15 protein-coding genes and 1 pseudogene are annotated in these 19,427 nt (G+C 71.2%); 12 read left to right on the top strand and 4 right to left on the bottom strand.

The window, feature by feature from the left end; translation table 11 throughout:
- Nucleotides 1-351: 351 nt before the first annotated feature.
- The 3 genes and pseudogenes from AADR41_RS14835 to AADR41_RS14825 form a co-directional block, all read left to right on the top strand.
- Nucleotides 352-456, top strand: a pseudogene (locus AADR41_RS14835) (DNA-binding response regulator); the annotation flags it as partial.
- A gap of 83 nt (nucleotides 457-539) precedes the next feature.
- Nucleotides 540-1,232: a response regulator transcription factor gene (locus AADR41_RS14830; RefSeq protein WP_124720932.1), complete on the top strand. Its 693-nt coding sequence runs from the start codon at nucleotides 540-542 to the stop codon at nucleotides 1,230-1,232.
- A 15-nt stretch (nucleotides 1,233-1,247) separates the two neighbouring features.
- Nucleotides 1,248-2,642: a sensor histidine kinase gene (locus AADR41_RS14825; protein ID WP_342281855.1), complete on the top strand. Its 1,395-nt coding sequence runs from the start codon at nucleotides 1,248-1,250 to the stop codon at nucleotides 2,640-2,642.
- Nucleotides 2,643-2,778: 136 nt separating this feature from the next.
- Here the strand turns inward: AADR41_RS14825 and AADR41_RS14820 are convergent, their stop codons facing one another.
- Nucleotides 2,779-3,777, bottom strand: a complete 999-nt coding sequence (locus AADR41_RS14820; RefSeq protein WP_342281854.1) for a TAXI family TRAP transporter solute-binding subunit — start codon at nucleotides 3,775-3,777, stop codon at nucleotides 2,779-2,781.
- A gap of 145 nt (nucleotides 3,778-3,922) precedes the next feature.
- Here AADR41_RS14820 and miaB point away from each other — a divergent pair, with 145 nt between their 5' ends.
- Nucleotides 3,923-5,416 (top strand): tRNA (N6-isopentenyl adenosine(37)-C2)-methylthiotransferase MiaB, encoded by a 1,494-nt coding sequence (miaB, locus tag AADR41_RS14815; RefSeq protein WP_342281885.1) that lies wholly within the window; start codon nucleotides 3,923-3,925, stop codon nucleotides 5,414-5,416.
- A gap of 266 nt (nucleotides 5,417-5,682) precedes the next feature.
- On the top strand, nucleotides 5,683-6,396 hold the full coding sequence (locus tag AADR41_RS14810; RefSeq protein ID WP_342281853.1) for a class III extradiol dioxygenase subunit B-like domain-containing protein: 714 nt from the start codon (nucleotides 5,683-5,685) through the stop codon (nucleotides 6,394-6,396).
- Nucleotides 6,397-6,475: 79 nt separating this feature from the next.
- Here AADR41_RS14810 and AADR41_RS14805 read toward each other — a convergent pair whose 3' ends face one another.
- A complete protein-coding gene (locus AADR41_RS14805; RefSeq protein ID WP_342281852.1) occupies nucleotides 6,476-6,742 on the bottom strand; it encodes an antitoxin in 267 nt (88 codons plus the stop codon).
- Between the two features lie 225 nt (nucleotides 6,743-6,967).
- Here AADR41_RS14805 and miaA point away from each other — a divergent pair, with 225 nt between their 5' ends.
- From miaA to hflX, 6 genes are all read left to right on the top strand, one after another.
- On the top strand, nucleotides 6,968-7,906 hold the full coding sequence (gene miaA / locus AADR41_RS14800; protein WP_342281851.1) for a tRNA (adenosine(37)-N6)-dimethylallyltransferase MiaA: 939 nt from the start codon (nucleotides 6,968-6,970) through the stop codon (nucleotides 7,904-7,906).
- Between the two features lie 107 nt (nucleotides 7,907-8,013).
- Nucleotides 8,014-8,451: a hypothetical protein gene (locus AADR41_RS14795; protein ID WP_124721527.1), complete on the top strand. Its 438-nt coding sequence runs from the start codon at nucleotides 8,014-8,016 to the stop codon at nucleotides 8,449-8,451.
- Between the two features lie 100 nt (nucleotides 8,452-8,551).
- Entirely contained in the window at nucleotides 8,552-9,424 is an 873-nt protein-coding gene (gene dapF, locus AADR41_RS14790) for a diaminopimelate epimerase (RefSeq protein WP_342281850.1), read from the top strand.
- A gap of 140 nt (nucleotides 9,425-9,564) precedes the next feature.
- Nucleotides 9,565-11,730: a RelA/SpoT family protein gene (locus AADR41_RS14785; RefSeq protein ID WP_342281849.1), complete on the top strand. Its 2,166-nt coding sequence runs from the start codon at nucleotides 9,565-9,567 to the stop codon at nucleotides 11,728-11,730.
- A 96-nt stretch (nucleotides 11,731-11,826) separates the two neighbouring features.
- On the top strand, nucleotides 11,827-13,281 hold the full coding sequence (locus AADR41_RS14780; RefSeq protein WP_342281848.1) for a M1 family metallopeptidase: 1,455 nt from the start codon (nucleotides 11,827-11,829) through the stop codon (nucleotides 13,279-13,281).
- A gap of 142 nt (nucleotides 13,282-13,423) precedes the next feature.
- Nucleotides 13,424-14,944, top strand: coding sequence for a GTPase HflX (gene hflX / locus AADR41_RS14775; protein WP_342281847.1), 1,521 nt, complete (start codon nucleotides 13,424-13,426; stop codon nucleotides 14,942-14,944).
- Between the two features lie 84 nt (nucleotides 14,945-15,028).
- Here hflX and AADR41_RS14770 read toward each other — a convergent pair whose 3' ends face one another.
- Entirely contained in the window at nucleotides 15,029-16,198 is a 1,170-nt protein-coding gene (locus AADR41_RS14770) for a trypsin-like serine peptidase (RefSeq protein ID WP_342281846.1), read from the bottom strand.
- 263 nt (nucleotides 16,199-16,461) lie between these two features.
- Entirely contained in the window at nucleotides 16,462-17,676 is a 1,215-nt protein-coding gene (locus tag AADR41_RS14765) for a trypsin-like serine peptidase (RefSeq protein WP_342281845.1), read from the bottom strand.
- A gap of 328 nt (nucleotides 17,677-18,004) precedes the next feature.
- Here AADR41_RS14765 and AADR41_RS14760 point away from each other — a divergent pair, with 328 nt between their 5' ends.
- A complete protein-coding gene (locus tag AADR41_RS14760) occupies nucleotides 18,005-19,384 on the top strand; it encodes a diaminobutyrate--2-oxoglutarate transaminase family protein (protein WP_342281844.1) in 1,380 nt (459 codons plus the stop codon).
- Nucleotides 19,385-19,427 lie beyond the last annotated feature (43 nt).

Genomic DNA, 19,427 nt, shown 5'->3' with positions numbered 1-19,427 from the left:
TCTTGCTCCGTCCTCCTCGGTTGGGAAGGACCCTAGTGACGCAGTGCTACCAGCGTCATTACATCTGAGCGGAAATTGAGGATAACGATCCGGCGGCAACCGGACACTCCGCGTGAACGGGACGCAGGGTGCGGAGCCCGGGGCGTACCGGGTGGATAACAGATGGCCGGATGCGACGGGCGGCCCTTGACTGACGTGCCTGTCATCGGAGTGGATGCCCTGGTACGCCATGACGTGGAACGCTTCGGTACGGGAAAGTGACGAGGAGCGTACGGGAGACCGCACCGACACCCGCCGACGCCCGCCGGCAGGCGTCCTGTCGAAACCGTCGAAGTACCGGAGAGGGAGGCCATGAGACTGCTGCTCGTCGAGGACGACAACCACGTCGCCGCCGCGCTCTCCGCGATCCTCGCCCGGCACGGCTTCCGGGTCGTGCACGCGCGCAGCGGCGAGGAGCGTACGGGAGACCGCACCGACACCCGCCGACGCCCGCCGGCAGGCGTCCTGTCGAAACCGTCGAAGTACCGGAGAGGGAGGCCATGAGACTGCTGCTCGTCGAGGACGACAACCACGTCGCCGCCGCGCTCTCCGCGATCCTCGCCCGGCACGGCTTCCGGGTCGTGCACGCGCGCAGCGGCGAGGAGGCCCTGCAGGCGCTGCTGCCCGCCGACACGGAGCCTTTCGGCGTTGTGCTCCTCGATCTCGGCCTGCCCGACCAGGACGGCTACGAGGTGTGCGGGAAGATCCGCAAGCGCACCTCCACCCCGGTGATCATGGTGACCGCGCGCGCGGACGTACGGTCGCGGATCCACGGCCTCAACCTCGGCGCGGACGACTACGTGGTCAAGCCGTACGACACCGGCGAGCTGCTCGCCCGTATCCACGCCGTCAGCCGGCGCAACGCACCGGGCGAGGACACCGTGCCCATGCCCGTCGCCGGGCTGCGTCTCGGACATGTTCACATCGAGCTCCCGACCCGCCGGGTCAGCGTCGACGGATCGGAAGTCCAGCTCACCCGCAAGGAGTTCGACCTGCTCGCGCTGCTCGCCCAGCGCCCCGGCGTGGTGTTCCGCCGGGAGCAGATCATCAGCGAGGTGTGGCGCACGAGCTGGGAGGGCACGGGTCGCACACTCGAAGTGCACGTCGCGTCCCTGCGTTCCAAGCTGCGGCTGCCCGCACTGATCGAGACGGTGCGCGGAGTCGGCTACCGCCTCGTCGCGCCGTCCGCGTAGAGGCGTACGTCCCAGGTGCGTACCCGGCTGCTTCCCCTGCTCATCGTTCTCATGGCGGGCGTGCTGCTCGCGCTCGGCTTCCCGCTGGCCGTCAGCGTGGCCGCCGCCCAGCAGCAACGCGTCGTCATCGACCGCATCGACGACACGGCACGCTTCGCCGCACTCGCGCAGTTCATGACCGATCCGGTCGCCGGGTACGACGAGCGCCGGCGCACCCTGCGCAATGAACTCGACACCTACGCATCCGTGTACGGCATCCGCGCCGGCGTCTTCCGCCGCGACGACAGCGCCATGGCCAAGGCCCCCGCCGCCTGGCAGCTTCCGCTGGAGGGCGAGGGGCGCGAGGCGTTCAAGGAAGCCCTGCTCGGGCGGCGCAGCCACGATCCGCCGCAGGTCTGGCCGTGGCAGAACGGCCGGGTCGTCGTCGCCTCACCCGTCGTACGGGACGGCGATGTCGTCGCCGTGGTGGTCCTCGACTCGCCCACCGACGAGATGCGCTCGCGCACGATCCGCGGCTGGCTGCTGATCGCGGCCGGCGAAGCGGTCGCGATGCTGGTGGCCGTCGGCGCGGCGATCCGCCTCACCGGCTGGGTCCTGCTGCCGGTGCGGACACTGGACGCGGCCACCCACGACATCGCGAGCGGACGCATGCGATCGAGGGTCGCGGCTTCCGGCGGTCCACCGGAACTCAGGCGCCTGGCCCGGTCGTTCAACGAGATGGCCGACAACGTCGAGGACGTGCTGGAGCAGCAGCGCGCCTTCGTCGCCGACGCCTCGCACCAGCTGCGCAACCCGCTCGCCGCGCTGCTGCTGCGGATCGAGCTCCTCGCGCTCGAACTTCCCGAGGACAACGAGGAGATCGCCTCCGTGCGCACGGAGGGCAAGCGCCTCGCACAGGTCCTCGACGACCTGCTCGACCTGGCGCTGGCCGAACACGCCGCGGCCGATCTCCAGCTCACGGACATCGGCGCGCTCACCGCGGAGCGCGTCGCGTCCTGGCGGCCGGTCGCCGAGGAGAAGGGGGTACGGCTCCGGGCGGACGGCTCGTCCGCGGTGACGGCCTGGGCGGATCCCGTCGCGCTGTCGAGCGCGCTCGACGCGATCATCGACAACGCGCTGAAGTTCACCCCTGCCGGGGAAGAGGTCGTCGTCACCGTCGCCTCCGGCCGCGACGACGTCACGATCGTCGTCACCGACTGCGGGCCCGGTCTCACCGCACAGGAGATGGAACGCGTCGGCGACCGCTTCTGGCGCAGCACCCAGCACCAGAACATCCAGGGCTCCGGCCTCGGGCTCTCCATCGCGCAGGCGCTCCTGGCGGCCGGCGGCGGCTCCCTGAGCTACGCGGCCCACCAACCGCACGGGCTGCGGGTCACGGTCTCGGTACCGCGCAACGGCCCGCAGGGCTGAGCGGAGCGGCATGAAGGAGTGCGCTTGGCAGAGCGGCACGACGAAGCGGACTGAGCGGAACGCATGAAGAAGCGGGGCTGAGCGGCACGGCATGAAGAAGCGGGGCTGAGCGGCACGGCATGAAGAAGCGGAGCGATCAGGGCTTGACCGAGCGGTAGTAGCGGCTGGCCCCTTCGTGCAACGGCAGCGGATCGGTGTAGATCGCCGTACGCAGATCCACCAGCTGGGCCGCGTGCACCTCGCGCCCGATCCGGTCCCGGCTGTCGATCACGGTCCGGGTGAACGCCTCCGTCATCGCCGGATCGGAACGTTCCGTGGTCACGAGCACATTGGCGACCGCGACCGTCGGCACCGCCTGGTCCTGCTGCGCACTGTGGTAGGCGTCGGCGGGCATCATCGCCGAGCGGTAGTAGCGGGCGGACCCGCCCGCCGCCTGGAGCTCCTTGACCAGCGCGGCCTCCAGCGGCACCAGCCGGATCGCGAACCGGTTCGACAGCTCCTGCACTGCGGACGTGGGCAGTCCGCCGGACCAGAAGAAGGCATCGAGGCGGTCGTTCTCCAGCTGCTTCGGCATGGTGTCGATACCGGCGGAGACCGGTGTCACGTCATCCTCGGGGTCGAGCCCCGCGGCCGTCAGCAGCCGGTCGGCGACCAGCCGCACGCCCGAACCCCGCTGCCCCACCCCGACCCGCTTGCCGCGCAGGTCCGAGACCCTGCGCACCTCCGAGTCGCGGGGCACGACCAGCTGGATGTAGTCGTCGTACAACCGCACACAGCCCCGCAGCCGGTCCGCGCCGGGCTTGCCGCTGCGCAGGTAGGTGGCGAGGGCGTCGGTGGTGGCGATGGTGAAATCGGCCTTTCCGGTCGCCACCCGGGCGATGTTCTGCTGCGAGCCCTCACTGGTCTGCAGCTTTATCGACACCTTGGGAAGATCCCTGGCCAGGTCTCCCTTGAGACGCTCGCCGTAACGCTGGTAGACCCCGCTGCGCACACCGGTGCTGAAGGTGAGCGTTCCGGTCGGGGCCGGCTGCCCGAGCGGCAGCAGCCACCACAGCAGCAGCCCGAGCACGACGGCGACGGCGGTGCACACCTGGAGAACGCGTCGGCTGCCGATTCGGAAGAGTGCCTGGAGCATGGCGGCGATCCTGCCAGCCCGCTCCGGCGATGACCAGGGCCGCTTCCCGGCGGCGGGCGGTCGCCGGGCGGGGTATTCATCATCGGGGCCCGATCGGAGCCCTTACCCTGGACGGGTGAGCGGCAACGACGTGGCTGGTGGAGTAGTGGACGGTTTGAAAACGTACGAGGTGCGCACCTACGGGTGCCAGATGAACGTCCACGACTCCGAGCGGCTCTCGGGGCTGCTGGAGGGCGCGGGTTACGTACGTGCCGCCGAGGGCTCCGACGGTGACGCCGACGTGGTCGTCTTCAACACCTGCGCGGTGCGGGAGAACGCCGACAACAAGCTCTACGGCAACCTCGGCCGGCTCGCCCCGATGAAGACCAAGCGGCCGGGCATGCAGATCGCCGTCGGCGGCTGCCTGGCGCAGAAGGACCGCGACACCATCGTGCGGCGCGCCCCCTGGGTCGACGTCGTCTTCGGCACGCACAACATCGGCAAGCTGCCCGTGCTGCTGGAGCGCGCCCGTATCCAGGAGGAGGCGCAGATCGAGATCGCCGAATCCCTGGAGGCATTCCCCTCCACGCTCCCCACCCGCCGCGAGTCCGCCTACGCCGCGTGGGTCTCGATCTCCGTCGGCTGCAACAACACCTGCACCTTCTGCATCGTCCCGGCGCTGCGCGGCAAGGAGAAGGACCGCCGCACCGGCGACATCCTCGCCGAGATCGAGGCCCTGGTCGCCGAGGGCGTCTCCGAGATCACCCTGCTCGGCCAGAACGTGAACGCGTACGGATCCGACATCGGCGACCGCGAGGCGTTCTCCAAGCTGCTGCGCGCCTGCGGGAAGATCGAGGGCCTGGAGCGGGTCCGGTTCACCTCGCCGCACCCCCGCGACTTCACGGACGACGTGATCGCCGCGATGGCGGAGACGCCCAATGTGATGCCGCAGCTCCACATGCCGATGCAGTCGGGCTCGGACACGATCCTCAGGGCGATGCGGCGCTCCTACCGGCAGGAGCGCTTCCTCGGCATCATCGAGAAGGTGCGCGCCGCGATGCCGGACGCCGCCATCTCCACCGACATCATCGTGGGCTTCCCCGGCGAGACCGAGGAGGACTTCGAGCAGACCATGCACGCGGTCCGCGAGGCGCGCTTCGCCAACGCCTTCACCTTCCAGTACTCCAAGCGCCCCGGCACCCCGGCCGCCGAGATGGAGGGGCAGATCCCCAAGGAGGTCGTCCAGGAGCGGTACATGCGCCTGTCGGCCCTCCAGGAGGAGATCTCCTGGGAGGAGAACAAGAAGCAGGTCGGCCGGACGCTGGAGATCATGGTCGCGGAGGGCGAGGGCCGCAAGGACGGCGCCACCCACCGCCTCTCCGGCCGGGCCCCCGACAACCGCCTGGTCCACTTCACCAAGCCGGACGAGGACGTGCGCCCCGGTGACGTGGTCACCGTGGAGATCAGCTACGCGGCCCCGCACCACCTGCTCGCCGAGGGCGCACCGCTCGCCGTGCGCCGGACCGGGGCCGGGGACGCCTGGGAGAAGCGCAACGCCGCCGAGACCGCCAAGCCGGCCGGAGTGATGCTGGGACTGCCGACGGTCGGCGCCCCGGCACCGCTGCCCGCCACGGCGGCCCCGGGCTGCGGCTGCGACTGACCCGGGGCGGGGCGTCCGAGGCCGGGCTGCGGCCGCGACCCACGCCGTGACGCCCCGATGCCGGGCTGCGGCTGACACCGGGGCGGGGCGTCCGAAGGGCGGGCTGCGACTGATGCCGGGGCGCCCCCGCGACCGAGACCGGACGCCCAGCCGTCGGGCTGGGGCCGCGACCCGCACCGGGGCGCCCGACGCCGGGCTGCACGCCCGCTCCCGGCCGCCGCCCGACGGTGGCCGGCTCGCGGTGCCCAGGCGATACGCTGCCGACCATGCTTGTCGCCGCCGCTGTCTGCCCCTGCCCACCCCTGCTGGTACCCGAGGTCGCCGCCGGTGCCGCGCCCGAGCTCGACACCCTGCGGGACGCCTGTGCCGACGCCCTCGGCGTGCTCGCCGCCGCGCGTCCCGACCTGCTGATCGTGGTCGGGCCCGCGGACCGGCCGGACCGCGGACCGTACTCCGAGGGGACGACCGGAACTTTCCGGGGCTTCGGCGTCGACCTCGGCGTACGGCTCGGCCGCGACCTCGGATCGGCGACGGACCGTCCGCTGCCGCCGTCCCTCGCCGTCGGCGCCTGGCTGCTGGCCCGCGCCGAATGGGCCGGTGTGCCGGTGGAGGGGCTCGGCGTGGGGGAGCCGCCGGCGGCGGATCGCTGTACGGACGCCGGGCGGGATCTGGCCGCCAGGGCCGACCGGGTCGCGCTGCTCGTGATGGGCGACGGCAGTGCCTGCCGCACGCTCAAGGCCCCCGGCTATCTGGACGAACGCGCCGAGGCCTTCGACGCGGCGGCCGCCCGGGCGCTGGGCGCGGCGGACCCGGACGCGCTGATCGCGCTGGACGAGACACTCGCGTACGAGCTGAAGGCGGCGGGCCGGGCGCCCTGGCAGGTGCTCGCGGGCGCTGCGCGGGGTGCGGGTCTGGCGGGCCGGTTGCTGTACGAGGACGCCCCCTACGGCGTGGGATACCTGGTCGCCGCCTGGTCCTGAGCCCCGCCCGGGGACCACGGGAAACGGCCGTGCAGCGGCGTTGCTCCACGGCCGTCACCCGGACTCGGTCAGTTCATGGTCAGGAAGCGGGCGGCGTACCGCCCTCGTCCCTGGAGGCGGGCGGCGTGCCACCCTCGTCCTTGTGGGACAGGCGCTCGACCACGTCCTTGGCCTTCCGCGCGCCGGACTCGATCTTGTCGCTGTACTTGCCCTTGGTCTTTTCGTCGACCGTCCGTGCGGCCTTGTCGAGCCCCTGGTCGATCTTGTCCCCGTGCTGATGCGCGAGTTCGCCGACCTTCTCCTTGGCGGGGCTCAGCTTGGCCTTCAAATTGTCCAGGAAGCCCATCGGGCACCTTCCCTGCTGGGGGACTGTCGAGCGCTTCTTCAAACCATGAAAAAACGCCCATATTCAATGTGAATTCTACTGGTGTGCGCGAGGAACCGCGCTGCCCGGCGGGGTCTGGCGGGCAGGAGGCGGACGGGTCCTCACCGGGGCGGGAAACGATTCCCGTTCCCGGCCGGTCATCTCACTCGTTCGGGAAGAGCACCGGAGGTTTGCGAGACTGTGGCGGTGAGAAGCACAGCTCCCGCACCGCGGGTCATCACCGTCGTCGGTCCCACTGCGGCCGGAAAGTCCGATCTGGGGGTATTCCTTGCTCAGCAGCTCGACGGCGAAGTGGTCAACGCCGACTCCATGCAGCTCTACCGGGGGATGGACATCGGCACCGCGAAGCTGACGCTCGCCGAACGCGAATCCGTCCCGCACCACCTCCTGGACATCTGGGACGTCACCGAGACCGCCAGCGTCGCCGAGTACCAGCGGCTGGCCCGCGCCGAGATCGACCGGCTGCTCGCCGCCGGCCGCACTCCTGTCCTGGTCGGCGGCTCCGGGCTCTACGTGAAGGGCGCCATCGACGCCCTGGAGTTCCCCGGCACGGACCCCGGCGTACGGGCCAGGCTGGAGGCGGAGCTGGTCGATCGCGGCTCCGGAGCGCTGCACGCCCGGCTCGCCGCCGCCGACCCCGAAGCCGGACGGGCCATTCTGCCGAGCAACGGCCGCCGGATCGTCAGGGCCCTCGAAGTCATCGAGATCACCGGCAAGCCCTTCACCGCCAACCTCCCCGGTAACGATGCGGTGTACGACACCGTCCAGATCGGCGTCGACGTGGCCCGCCCCGAACTCGACGAACGCATCGCCCTGAGGGTCGACCGGATGTGGGCGGCCGGCCTCGTGGACGAGGTGCGCGCCCTGGAGGCCCACGGCCTGCGCGAGGGGCGGACCGCCTCCCGGGCGCTCGGCTACCAGCAGGTGCTCGCCGCGCTGGCCCAGGAGTGCACCGAGGAGGAGGCGCGGGCCGAGACCGTCCGCGCCACCAAGCGATTCGCCCGCCGTCAGGACTCGTGGTTCCGCCGCGACCCGCGGGTCCACTGGCTGAGCGGTGCCGCGGAACACCGCGGGGAACTCCCGCGCCAGGCGCTGGCGTTGGTCGAACGAGCGGTTACAGCCTGATCACGTGATGGCATCGGGAAGCCCTGCCCGTCATTTCGGTGACCTGGAGCGTGCCATCATCGAGCATCGATCGACCAGTGGAGTCCGAGTTGGGAGGGCGCGTGGCGATGGAGGCCGGCCCTCGCGACACTGAACAAGACGCACCGGACGCGCTGCACGAGGCGGGAAGTCTGAGCCCCGACGGGCCGGACGAGCTCGAAGCGACCCCCGAGGTCGAGGTCGAGCTGCGCCCCGCGCGCCGGCTGCGGATCTGGCAGCTGGCACCGATCGTCATGCTCGCCGCGGTGGGATCGCTGATGTTCGCCTTCCCGCTGGCCTTCGAGTTCGGCGACGGCGGCGCGGTCGTGGCCATGCTCGGCCTGCTGATCAGCTGCTGCGCCGCGGGCTGGGGCATGATGGCCGCCCGCCGGGTGGGCTACACCTGGCCCGGCCTGCCGCAGCGCGGCTCGGGCGAGCGCTCCGACTGGCGGGTGATCGCCCTGTACGTCGTCGTCGGCGGCGCGCTGGTGGCCCTGGCCGTCTGGCGGGTCGCACGGCTCCAGTGACGGCCGGAGCCGGCCCTCTTGCGCAGGTCCCGGCGTCATGCCGACGCCCGCGGGACGGCCGGGGACGTCGGTTGTCGGCGCCGTTTCGTACAGTTGCCCTGTGAGCAACTCGCAGATCGCCTTCCTCAAGGGTCACGGCACCGAGAACGACTTCGTGATCGTTCCCGACCCGGACAACGCCATCGACCTGCCCGCGTCCGCCGTCGCCCGGCTCTGCGACCGCCGGGCCGGCATCGGCGGTGACGGGCTGCTGCATGTCGTACGGTCCGCCGCGCACCCCGAGGCACGGGCCATGGCGGCCGAGGCCGAGTGGTTCATGGACTACCGCAACGCGGACGGCTCGATCGCCGAGATGTGCGGCAACGGGGTCCGGGTCTTCGCCGGGTACCTCCAGCGCGCCGGACTCGTCGAGAGGGGCGACCTCGCCGTCGCGACCCGGGGCGGCGTGAAGAAGGTGCACATCGCCAAGGACGGCGCCATCACGGTCTCCATGGGGCGCGCGCTCCTGCCCGAGGACGGCGTCACGGTCAGCCTCGACGGCCGCAGCTGGAACGCCCGCAACGTGAACATGGGCAACCCCCACGCGGTCGCCTTCGTCGACGATCTGGCCCACGCCGGCGATCTGCTCTCCGTACCGCCCTTCAGCCCCGCGGCCGTCTACCCCGACGGCGTCAACATCGAATTCGTCGTGGACCGCGGACCGCGTCATGTCGCCATGCGGGTCCACGAGCGCGGCTCCGGCGAGACCCGCTCCTGCGGCACGGGCGCCTGCGCGGTGGCCGTCGCCGCGGCCCGCAGGGACGGCGCGGACCCCGCCAGGACCGGCACCCCGGTCACGTACACGGTCGACCTGCCGGGCGGCACCCTCCTGATCACCGAGACGCCGGACGGCGAGATCGAGATGACCGGCCCCGCCGTGATCGTCGCCGAGGGCGTGATCGACCCCGCCTGGCTCGAAACGGTGGCCGGTTAGGACTTCGCTCGAATGGGTGATCCGTTTCACGCTGGGCGAGAGCGGCACTCAGCCACGTGGTGGGCTCGATAGCATCAAGCACCGGCCCGGAGGCGCGACCGCATCTCCCCACCGCCGGTCGACGTCGCCGGAGGTGCCCCATGAGCGCAGAGGCCACCAGCCCAGGTGCCCCCATCCGCAGGCGGGGCCTTCCCCGGATCGATCTGCGCAGGCTCGGCCGCGTCGCGCTGCTCGGCCCCGTCTCCCGTGACCGGCTGCCCGACGCCATCGGCCACGTCGCCGAGGCACACCGGGCCCACTACCCGGATGCCGACCTGTCGATCCTGCGCCGGGCCTACGTACTCGCGGAGTCCTCGCACCGGGGCCAGATGCGCAAGAGCGGCGAGCCGTACATCACCCACCCGCTCGCGGTCACCCTGATCCTCGCCCAGCTCGGCGCGGAGACGACGACGCTCACCGCATCGCTGCTCCACGACACCGTCGAGGACACCGATGTGACCCTCGATCAGGTGCGGGACCAGTTCGGCGGAGAGGTCTGCTATCTCGTCGACGGCGTGACCAAGCTGGAGAAGGTCGACTACGGCGCCGCCGCCGAGCCGGAGACCTTCCGCAAGATGCTCGTGGCCACCGGGGACGACGTCCGGGTCATGTCCATCAAGCTCGCCGACCGGCTGCACAACATGCGCACCCTCGGCGTGATGCGGCCCGAGAAACAGGCCAGGATCGCCAAGGTCACCCGGGACGTGCTGATCCCGCTGGCCGAACGGCTCGGCGTGCAGGCGCTCAAGACCGAGCTGGAGGACCTCGTCTTCGCGATCCTCCACCCCGAGGAGTACGAACGGACCCGCGCGCTGATCGACGCCGCCGCCGCACGGTCGGAGAGCTCCGGCGCCGCCGGGCAGGACCCGCTCGCCGCCATCGCCGAGAGCGTCACGACGGTGCTGAGGGAGGCCGGCATCCCCGCCGAAGTCCTCATCAGGCCACGCCACTTCGTGTCCGTGCACCGGGTCGGCGTCAAACGCGGCGAACTGCGCGGCACCGACTTCGGCCGGCTGCTGGTGCTCGTGGGCGAGGACGCCGACTGCTACGCCGTGCTCGGCGAACTGCACACCTGCTTCACGCCGGTGATCTCCGAGTTCAAGGACTTCATCGCCGCCCCCAAGTTCAACCTGTACCAGTCGCTGCACACCGCCGTCGTGGGTGCGGACGGGGCGGTCGCCGAAGTCCTCATCCGCACCCACCGGATGCACAAGGTCGCCGAGGCCGGCGTCATCGCACTCGGCAATCCGTACGCCGCGGACGGCGGCACCGGCCCCCAGCCCGCCGAACCCGCGGACGGGGAGCGCGCCGACCCCACCCGGCCGGGCTGGCTCTCCCGGCTCCTCGAATGGCAGCAGTCCGCCCCGGACCCCGACACCTTCTGGACCACGCTCCGCGCCGATCTCGCCCAGGACCGGGAGATCACGGTCTTCCGGACCGACGGCGGCACGCTCGGGCTGCCCGCCGGGGCCAGCTGCGTCGACGCCGCCTACGCGCAGTACGGCGACGAGGCGCACAACTGCATCGGCGCCCGGGTCAACGGCCGCCTGGCCACCCTCGGCACCGTGCTCAGCGACGGCGACACCGTGCAGCTGCTGCTCGCCCAGGACGCCGCCTCGGGCCCCTCGCCCGACTGGCTCGACCACGCCCGTACCCCCACGGCCCGCATCGCCATCACCGGCTGGCTGGACACCCACCCCGAGGACACCCAGGGCCCGCACGCCGGCCGGCCCGCCGGGACCGGACCCGGGCAGCGCGGCCACGCCAGGCCCGGCCCGCAGCCGCAGCAGACCACCGGCAGCGGGCCCGCCACGGCCGCGAGCGCCGTGGTGGACCGGCCGGACGCCCCGGTACGGCTCGCGGGCTGCTGCACCCCCGTGCCCCCCGACGCCGTCACCGGATTCGTCGTACGCGGCGGCGCCGTCACCGTGCACCGGCTGGAGTGCCCCGCCGTCGCCCGGATGCGGTCCGTCGGCCGGACACCGGTCGGGGTGAGCTGGACGGACGCCACCGAGTGCCGGGTCACACTGGTCGCCGAATCCTTCGGACGCCCCCGGTTGCTCGCCGACCTCACCGAGGCGATCGCGACGGCGGACGCGGCGATCATCTCCGCCACCGTCGAACCCCCCAGCGAACAGCGGGTCCGGCACACCTACACCCTGCAACTCCCCGACGCGGCCGGACTGCCGGCCCTGATGCGCGCCATGCGTGACGTGCCCGGGGTGTACGACGTGAGCCGCGCCAAACACCGCGCCACCACCGGCTGACTCCGCCGGGCGGGGCCATCCGCCACAGGTATCTCGTTCGGGTGGCGCGGCGCGCGCCGCGCCGGTCCCGCGGGACGTCGCTGATAGCGGTAGTTCATGCCGTTCATCTCCCGCCGTCTTCGGGCCGCCCTGCTGGCCACCGCATCAGCCACCCTCGTCGCAGCCGCCATCCCCTCTCCCGTGCCGCTCGGCATCGGCGATCCGCTCTTCCCCCACCTGGGCAACCCCGGGTACGACGTCCGCTCCTACGACATCGGACTGACCTACCACGGCGACAACACCAAGCCGCTGGAGGCCGTCACCAGGATCGACGCGCGAACCACCGAACCACTCGACCGGATCAACCTCGACTTCGCCCGGGGCAAGGTCCGCACGGTCGAAGTCAACGGACTGCGCGCCGACTTCGCCGTCGAGGACGAGGACCTGATCATCGAACCCACGGGCCGGCTCCCCGCCGGGGTGCCGCTGCGCATCACCGTCCGGCACACCAGTGACCCCACCGGCGCCCGGGACAGCGGCGGCTGGCTGCCCACCGCCGACGGTCTGGCCATGGCCAATCAGGCCGACGCCGCGCACCGGGTCTTCCCGAGCAACGACCACCCCGCCGACAAGGCGTACTTCACCTTCCGGATCACCGCGCCCAAGGACCTCACCGCGGTGGCCAACGGACTGCCCGCCGGCACGGTCCGGCACGGCGCCGACACCACCTGGACCTACCGGACCGAGCACCCCATGGCCACCGAACTGGCCCAGGTCTCCATCGGCCGGTCCACCGTCCTGCACCGGACCGGCCCGCACCGGCTGCCGATGCGCGACGTGGTGCCCACCGCCGACCGCAAGCGCCTCGAACCCCTGCTCGGCAAGAGCCCCGCCCAGCTGGAGTGGATGGAGCAGCAGGTCGGCCGCTACCCCTTCGAGACGTACGGACTGCTCGTCGCCCACACCGATACCGGCTTCGAGCTGGAGACCCAGACGCTCTCGCTCTTCGAGCGCTCCCTGTTCGTCGGGACCGACTACCCCGAGTGGTACCTCGAATCGATCATGGTGCACGAGCTCGCCCACCAGTGGTTCGGCGACAGCGTCTCCCCGCAGCGCTGGTCCGATCTGTGGCTCAACGAGGGACACGCCACCTGGTACGAGGCCCGCTACGCCGAGGACCACGCCGACAAGCCGCTGGAAGGCCGGATGCGCGAGGCCTACACCAGGTCCGACGGCTGGCGGGCCGCCGGCGGTCCGCCGGCCCGCCCCGACGCCCCGGCGCCCGGACAGAAGATCAGCCTGTTCCGGCCGGTGGTGTACGACGGCAGCGCGCTCATCCTCTACGCGCTGCGCCAGGAGATCGGCGAGAGCGCCTTCGGCCGGCTGGAGCGGAGCTGGGTGAAGAAGCACCGGGACTCCAACGCCACCACCGAGGACTTCGTCCGCCTGGCGTCCCGGACCGCGGGCCGCGACCTGACCTCGTTCCTCGACGGCTGGCTCTATGGGAAGAAGACCCCGCCGATGCCTGGGCACCCGGACTGGCACAGCAGCAAGCCCGCCGGACAGCGGTAAACCCGGGTGACGGGTGCGACGGACCGTGCCACTATCGACGAGTCGCCGCGGCGGCCGGACCGGGATTCCCGACAGCGGGAATCATCGGGAGGCGTCACGCGTTGTGACTGATGTAACGGACTTCCAACGACGTAAGGATCCAATGACCTCCTCTTCTTCCCTTCCCCAGGACGCGCAGGATGCGCAGAGCGCTACGGAGAATGTCACCGAAAGCCTCACCGAGAGCCTTCGGGCCGACGCCCTGATGGAAGAGGACGTCGCCTGGAGCCACGAGATCGACGGAGAGCGGGACGGCGAGCAGTTCGACCGCTCCGAGCGCGCCGCGCTGCGGCGTGTGGCCGGGCTCTCCACCGAGCTCGAAGATGTCACCGAGGTCGAGTACCGGCAGCTGCGCCTGGAGCGCGTGGTGCTGGTCGGCGTCTGGACGTCGGGGACCGTGCGTGACGCGGAGAACTCCCTGGCGGAGCTGGCCGCACTGGCGGAGACGGCGGGCGCCCAGGTGCTCGACGCCGTCTTCCAGCGCCGCGACAAGCCGGACCCGGCCACCTACATCGGTTCGGGCAAGGCGCTGGAGCTGCGCGACATCGTCCTCGAATCGGGTGCCGACACCGTCGTCTGCGACGGTGAGCTCAGCCCCGGTCAGCTGATTCACCTGGAAGACGTCGTCAAGGTCAAGGTGGTCGACCGGACCGCCCTGATCCTCGACATCTTCGCCCAGCACGCCAAGTCCCGAGAGGGCAAGGCGCAGGTCTCGCTGGCACAGATGCAGTACATGCTGCCGCGGCTGCGCGGCTGGGGTCAGTCGCTCTCCCGTCAGATGGGTGGCGGCGGTTCCAGCGGCGGTGGCGGCATGGCCACCCGTGGCCCCGGTGAGACCAAGATCGAGACGGACCGGCGCCGGATCCGCGAGAAGATGGCGAAGATGCGCCGGGAGATCGCGGAGATGAAGACGGGCCGCGAGATCAAGCGCCAGGAACGCAAGCGCAACAAGGTGCCGTCGGTCGCCATCGCCGGCTACACCAACGCGGGCAAGTCCTCGCTGCTCAACCGGCTGACCGGTGCGGGCGTCCTGGTGGAGAACGCGCTGTTCGCCACCCTGGACCCGACCGTGCGCCGGGCCGAGACGCCGAGCGGCCGGCTCTACACCCTGGCCGACACCGTCGGGTTCGTACGGCATCTGCCGCACCACCTCGTCGAGGCGTTCCGCTCCACGATGGAGGAGGTCGGCGAGTCCGACCTGATCCTGCACGTGGTGGACGGCTCCCATCCGGCGCCGGAGGAGCAGCTCGCCGCGGTGCGCGAGGTGATCCGCGAAGTCGGCGCGGTGAACGTGCCCGAGATCGTGGTGGTCAACAAGGCGGACGCGGCCGATCCGCTGGTGCTCCAGCGACTGCTGCGCATCGAGAAGCACGCGATCGCCGTCTCGGCGCGCACCGGAGCCGGTATCGAGGAGCTGCTCGCACTCATCGACACCGAACTGCCGAGGCCGTCGGTCGAGATCGAGGCGCTCGTCCCGTACATCCAGGGCGGAGTCGTCTCCCGGGTGCACGCCGAGGGCGAGGTGATCTCCGAGGAGCACACGTCGGAGGGCACTCTGCTCAAGGCGCGGGTGCACGAGGAGCTGGCGGCCGAGCTCTCCTCGTTCGTCCCCGTGGCGCACTGACCGCGGCACGACAGGGTTCGTCACGCCCGAAGGCCCGCCCCGGCAGGGGGCGGGCCTTCGGCCGTCATGAGGTGCGGGCCGCCGTCAGCGGCCGGCGAACTTCTCGCTCATCGTGGTGAAGACGTCCTTGGCGCCCGGGCCCAGGTGGGGGCCGGCCAGCCAGCCCGAAGTCACCGGTCCGATGGACGTGTTGGAGACCAGCACCGACTTTCCGTCACTGCCCTTGCGGAACCAGCCGCCGCCGGACGACCCACCGGTCATGCTGCAGCCGATGCGGTACATCGCCGGAGTGCTCGGGCTGATGGAGAGCCGCCCGGGGCGGTCGACGCACTTGTGCATGATCAGGCCGTCGTACGGGGGAGCGGCGGGGTATCCCCAGGCGCCCATGGCATCGATCCGCGAGATCTCGGGGGCGTCGAAGTCGACCGCCAGGGCGTTGCCCACGGTCTCCTCCAGGGACTTGGTGCCCTTCTCCGGCTTCACGTGCAGCACCGCGTAGTCGTAGGGGGCACCCTCGCCCCCGGTGGGGCCGCCGTCGGCGAGCCATTCACCCGATGTCGTCGCCCAGTCCGCCCAGTACGCGCCGTACGGGGCGATCTCCTGGGGCTGCGCGTTCTTCAGCGCGGCGGAGGACTTGCCCTGGTCGTTGTACGCGGGCACGAAGACGATGTTGCGGTACCAGCCGCCCTTCGAACCGGCGTGCACACAGTGCCCGGCGGTCCACACCAGGTTGGACTTCCCGGGATTCTTCGGGTCCTTGACGACCGTGCCCGAGCAGACCATCGAGCCCTGGGGGGAGTCGAAGAACACCTTGCCGACCGGGGCCGCGTAGTTGTGGTACGGGGTCTTCTCGCGCTCGGCCTGCACCGGGGCGGGCTCCGGGTCGCTGACGCCCTGACCGCCGGAGACGTCACCGGCAGCCATGGTCTTGGCCGGGTCCTCGGCCGACTTCATCCGGTCGGGCTTCCACAGCCCGTCGATGACCGGGTTGACGAAGTCCTTGGCCTCACGCAACCACTTGTCCTTGTCCCAGTTCTTCCACTCGCCGTTCTTCCACTTCTCCGGGTCGACGCCGTGCTTCTTCAGCGTCTCGGCCAGACCGTCGGGCAGGGAACCGCCGGCGTCCTGGCCACCCGCGGAGTCGGCGGCGGGCTTGTCGGTCGCGTTGTCCTCGCTCGGGCCACAGGCCGTGGCCGTCAGCGCGAGCGAGGCGACGAGACCGGTCGCGGCGAGCAGCGGACGTATGGATCGCATGAAAAGAGTTCCCCCTGATATTTCCGAAATTGCCATGAACGTGTCATACCGTTCGGTGGCCGAGCCGGCGGCCGCCGAAGATGCAGGGGCCCACCCTATGACGGTCCGGAGCATGTCCCTGCCACGGCGACACGGTCCGCGGGGAGCGCGGCCGTCCCGCGGCGCCCCGCGACGGACAGGGGCCCCCGGCGCACAACTGCCGCGCCGGGGGCCCCTGATGAGCCGTCACCGTTCCCGGAACCGGGCCGGGCGACGGCCCGTCGTCACTGTCCCGCGTACTTCTTGCTGACCGACTCGTAGACGCCCTTGGCCTCCTTGCCGAACCGCGGCCCGGCCAGCCAGCCCGCGGTCACCGGCCCGATGGAGGTGTTCGAGACCAGCGCGGGCTTGCCGTCCTGCCCGTCCGCGACCCAGCCACCGCCGGACGACCCACCGGTCATGGAGCAGCCGATGCGGTACATCGTCGGGTCCTGCGCGGTCAGCGAGAGCCGGCCCGGCTTGTCCGCGCACTGGAACGCCTTCTGGCCGTCGTACGGCGGAGCGGCCGGGAAGCCGGTCGCTGTCATGGCCGCGATCTTCGGCACGGCCGGGGCGTTGAACTCGACGGGCAGCGCGGAACCGACCGTCTCCTCCAGGGACTTGCCCGTCGAACCCTTCTCCGGCGTGACGTGCAGCACCGCGAAGTCGTACGGCGCGCCCAGCCCGCCCATCGAGGAACCCTGCGAGATCCACTGGTCCGACGTCTGCGCCCAAGTGCCCCACCACACGCCGTAGGGGGCGATCTCCTGCTTGGTCGCCTTCTTCAGCTGGGCCGGCGACAGACCCTGGTTGTTGTACGACGGCACGAAGGCGATGTTGCGGTACCAGCCGCCCTTCTTGCCGGCGTGCACACAGTGCCCGGCGGTCCACACCAGGTTGGACTTCCCGGGGTGCGCCGGGTCCTTCACCACGGTCGCGGAGCAGACCATGGAGCCCTCGGGGCCGTCGAAGAGCAGCTTCCCGGACTCGGCGGCGTTGGCGTGGTACGGCGTCCTGACGCCTGTGGCCCGGACCGGTACGGGCGTCGGGTCCGTCACGCCGACGTCACCCGAGATGTCGTTGTCGACCGGCTTCTCCGGCGCCTTGTCCGCGTCCCGCATCCGGTCCGGGTCCCACAGGTCCTCGATGATCGGGTTGACGAAGTCCTTGGCCTCACGCAGCCACTTGTCCTTGTCCCAGTTCTTCCACTCGCCGTTCCTCCACTGGTCGAGATCGATCCCGTGTTCCTTCAGCCGGTCCTTCAGGTCGTCCGGGATGGTGATCTTTCCGTCCGAGGACTGACCGGCGGGAACGCTCGGCTTGTCACTCGCGTTGTCCTCCTCGGGACCGCAGGCGGTGGCGGTCAGCGCGAGGACCGCGGTCACCGCGGCCACGGCGAGGACCGACGAGGGCCGGCGCCTCCCCTGACGTGCGGCGAGAGCCGGTCGAATGAGTCGCATGTGGTGATCCCCCTGGGACTTCGTAACTCAACACTTCTGTACTGCACTGCGGTACTGCTCCGAGCCACCTGCTCCGAACATCCTTCGGACTTCCGGACGACTGTCCGAGGTCCTGTGCGGCCCCCACTATGCCGGTGCCGATGGGGACGGCGAGCGGCAGGGCCGCGGTTCCGCCTCCGCAAGGATCTTCCGATTTACCCGTGATCCGCCGTGCCCGGCGTCGTTGGTACGTGCAAAGGGCTCGGGAAGAGCGTTCATCCGCGCAGTCCGCCCGTGCGCCAGCGTACCGATGTGCAACGCAACCGTTACAGCAGGAGGACCGACAGCCGTGGCCGTGACCGAACCAGCCCCGGTGGCAGCACCGGCGGTGCACGAGGGGATCCTGCGCCGCCAGTCGCTGCGCGAATCCGCCGCCCGTACCTATGCGCGCTCACTTCCGATCGTGCCGGTGCGGGCCCGTGGGCTGACCATCGAGGGCGCCGACGGGCGCCGTTACCTCGACTGTCTCTCCGGAGCCGGCACCCTGGCGCTCGGACACAACCATCCGGTCGTCCTGGAGGCCATCAAGCGGGTCATCGACTCGGGTGCGCCGCTGCATGTGCTCGACCTCGCCACCCCGGTCAAGGACGCCTTCACCACGGAGCTGTTCGCCACGCTGCCGCGGCAGTTCGCCGACAACGCCCGGATCCAGTTCTGCGGTCCGGCGGGCACGGACGCGGTCGAGGCGGCGTTCAAGCTGGTCCGCGGCGCGACCGGCCGCAGTGGCCTCCTCGCCTTCACCGGCGCCTACCACGGGATGACGGAGGGAGCGCTCGCCGCCTCGGGCGGCGCCGAGGACGTGCGGGTGACCAGGCTGCCCTTCCCGCGTGACTACCGCTGCCCCTTCGGTATCGGCGGCGAGCGCGGTGCGGAGATCGCCGCCCGGTGGACCGAGAACCTCCTGGACGACCCCAAGGGCGGCACCCCGGCACCGGCCGGGATGATCCTCGAACCGGTGCAGGGGGAAGGCGGAGTGAACCCCGCCCCCGACAGCTGGATGCGCCGGATGCGCGAGATCTCCGAGGCCCGGAACGTCCCCCTGATCGCCGACGAGGTCCAGACGGGCGTCGGCCGCACCGGCGCCTTCTGGGCGGTCGAGCACAGCGGGATCGTGCCCGACGTGATGGTGCTCTCCAAGGCCATCGGCGGTTCCCTCCCGCTCGCCGTGATCGTCTACCGCTCCGAACTCGACACCTGGCAGCCGGGCGCCCACGCAGGCACCTTCCGGGGCAACCAGCTCGCGATGGCGGCGGGCACGGCCACCCTCGCCTTCGTACGGGAGAACCGCCTCGCCGAGCGCGCCGCTGCCCTCGGCGCCCGCATGCTCGCCCGCCTCCAGGCGCTCGCCACCGACCACCCCACCATCGGTGACGTACGCGGACGCGGCCTGATGATCGGGGTCGAGCTGGTCGACCCGGAGGCCGCCGCGTCCGGCGACGGCCCCGAGCCGCCCCCCGCCCCCGCCCTGGCCCTCGCCGTCCAGCAGGAGTGCCTGCGCCGCGGGCTCATCGTCGAACTCGGCGGACGCCACTCCACCGTCGTCCGCCTGCTCCCTCCCCTCACGCTCACCGACGAACAGGCGACAGCGGTCGTCGACCGCCTCGCCGACGCCCTGGCAGCCGCCGAGCGCCTGCCGCACCACCGCACCACGACCGGGTCGATCCGCTGACCCCGGACACCTTCACAAGAAAGACCGCCGTGAACCCCACCCC

The sequence above is a fragment of the Streptomyces sp. CLV115 genome (assembly GCF_038448545.1).
Classification (GTDB): Bacteria; Actinomycetota; Actinomycetes; order Streptomycetales; family Streptomycetaceae; genus Streptomyces; species Streptomyces sanglieri.
Note: the sequence above shows the minus strand (reverse complement) of the source record. Positions and strands in the feature narration are given on the sequence as shown.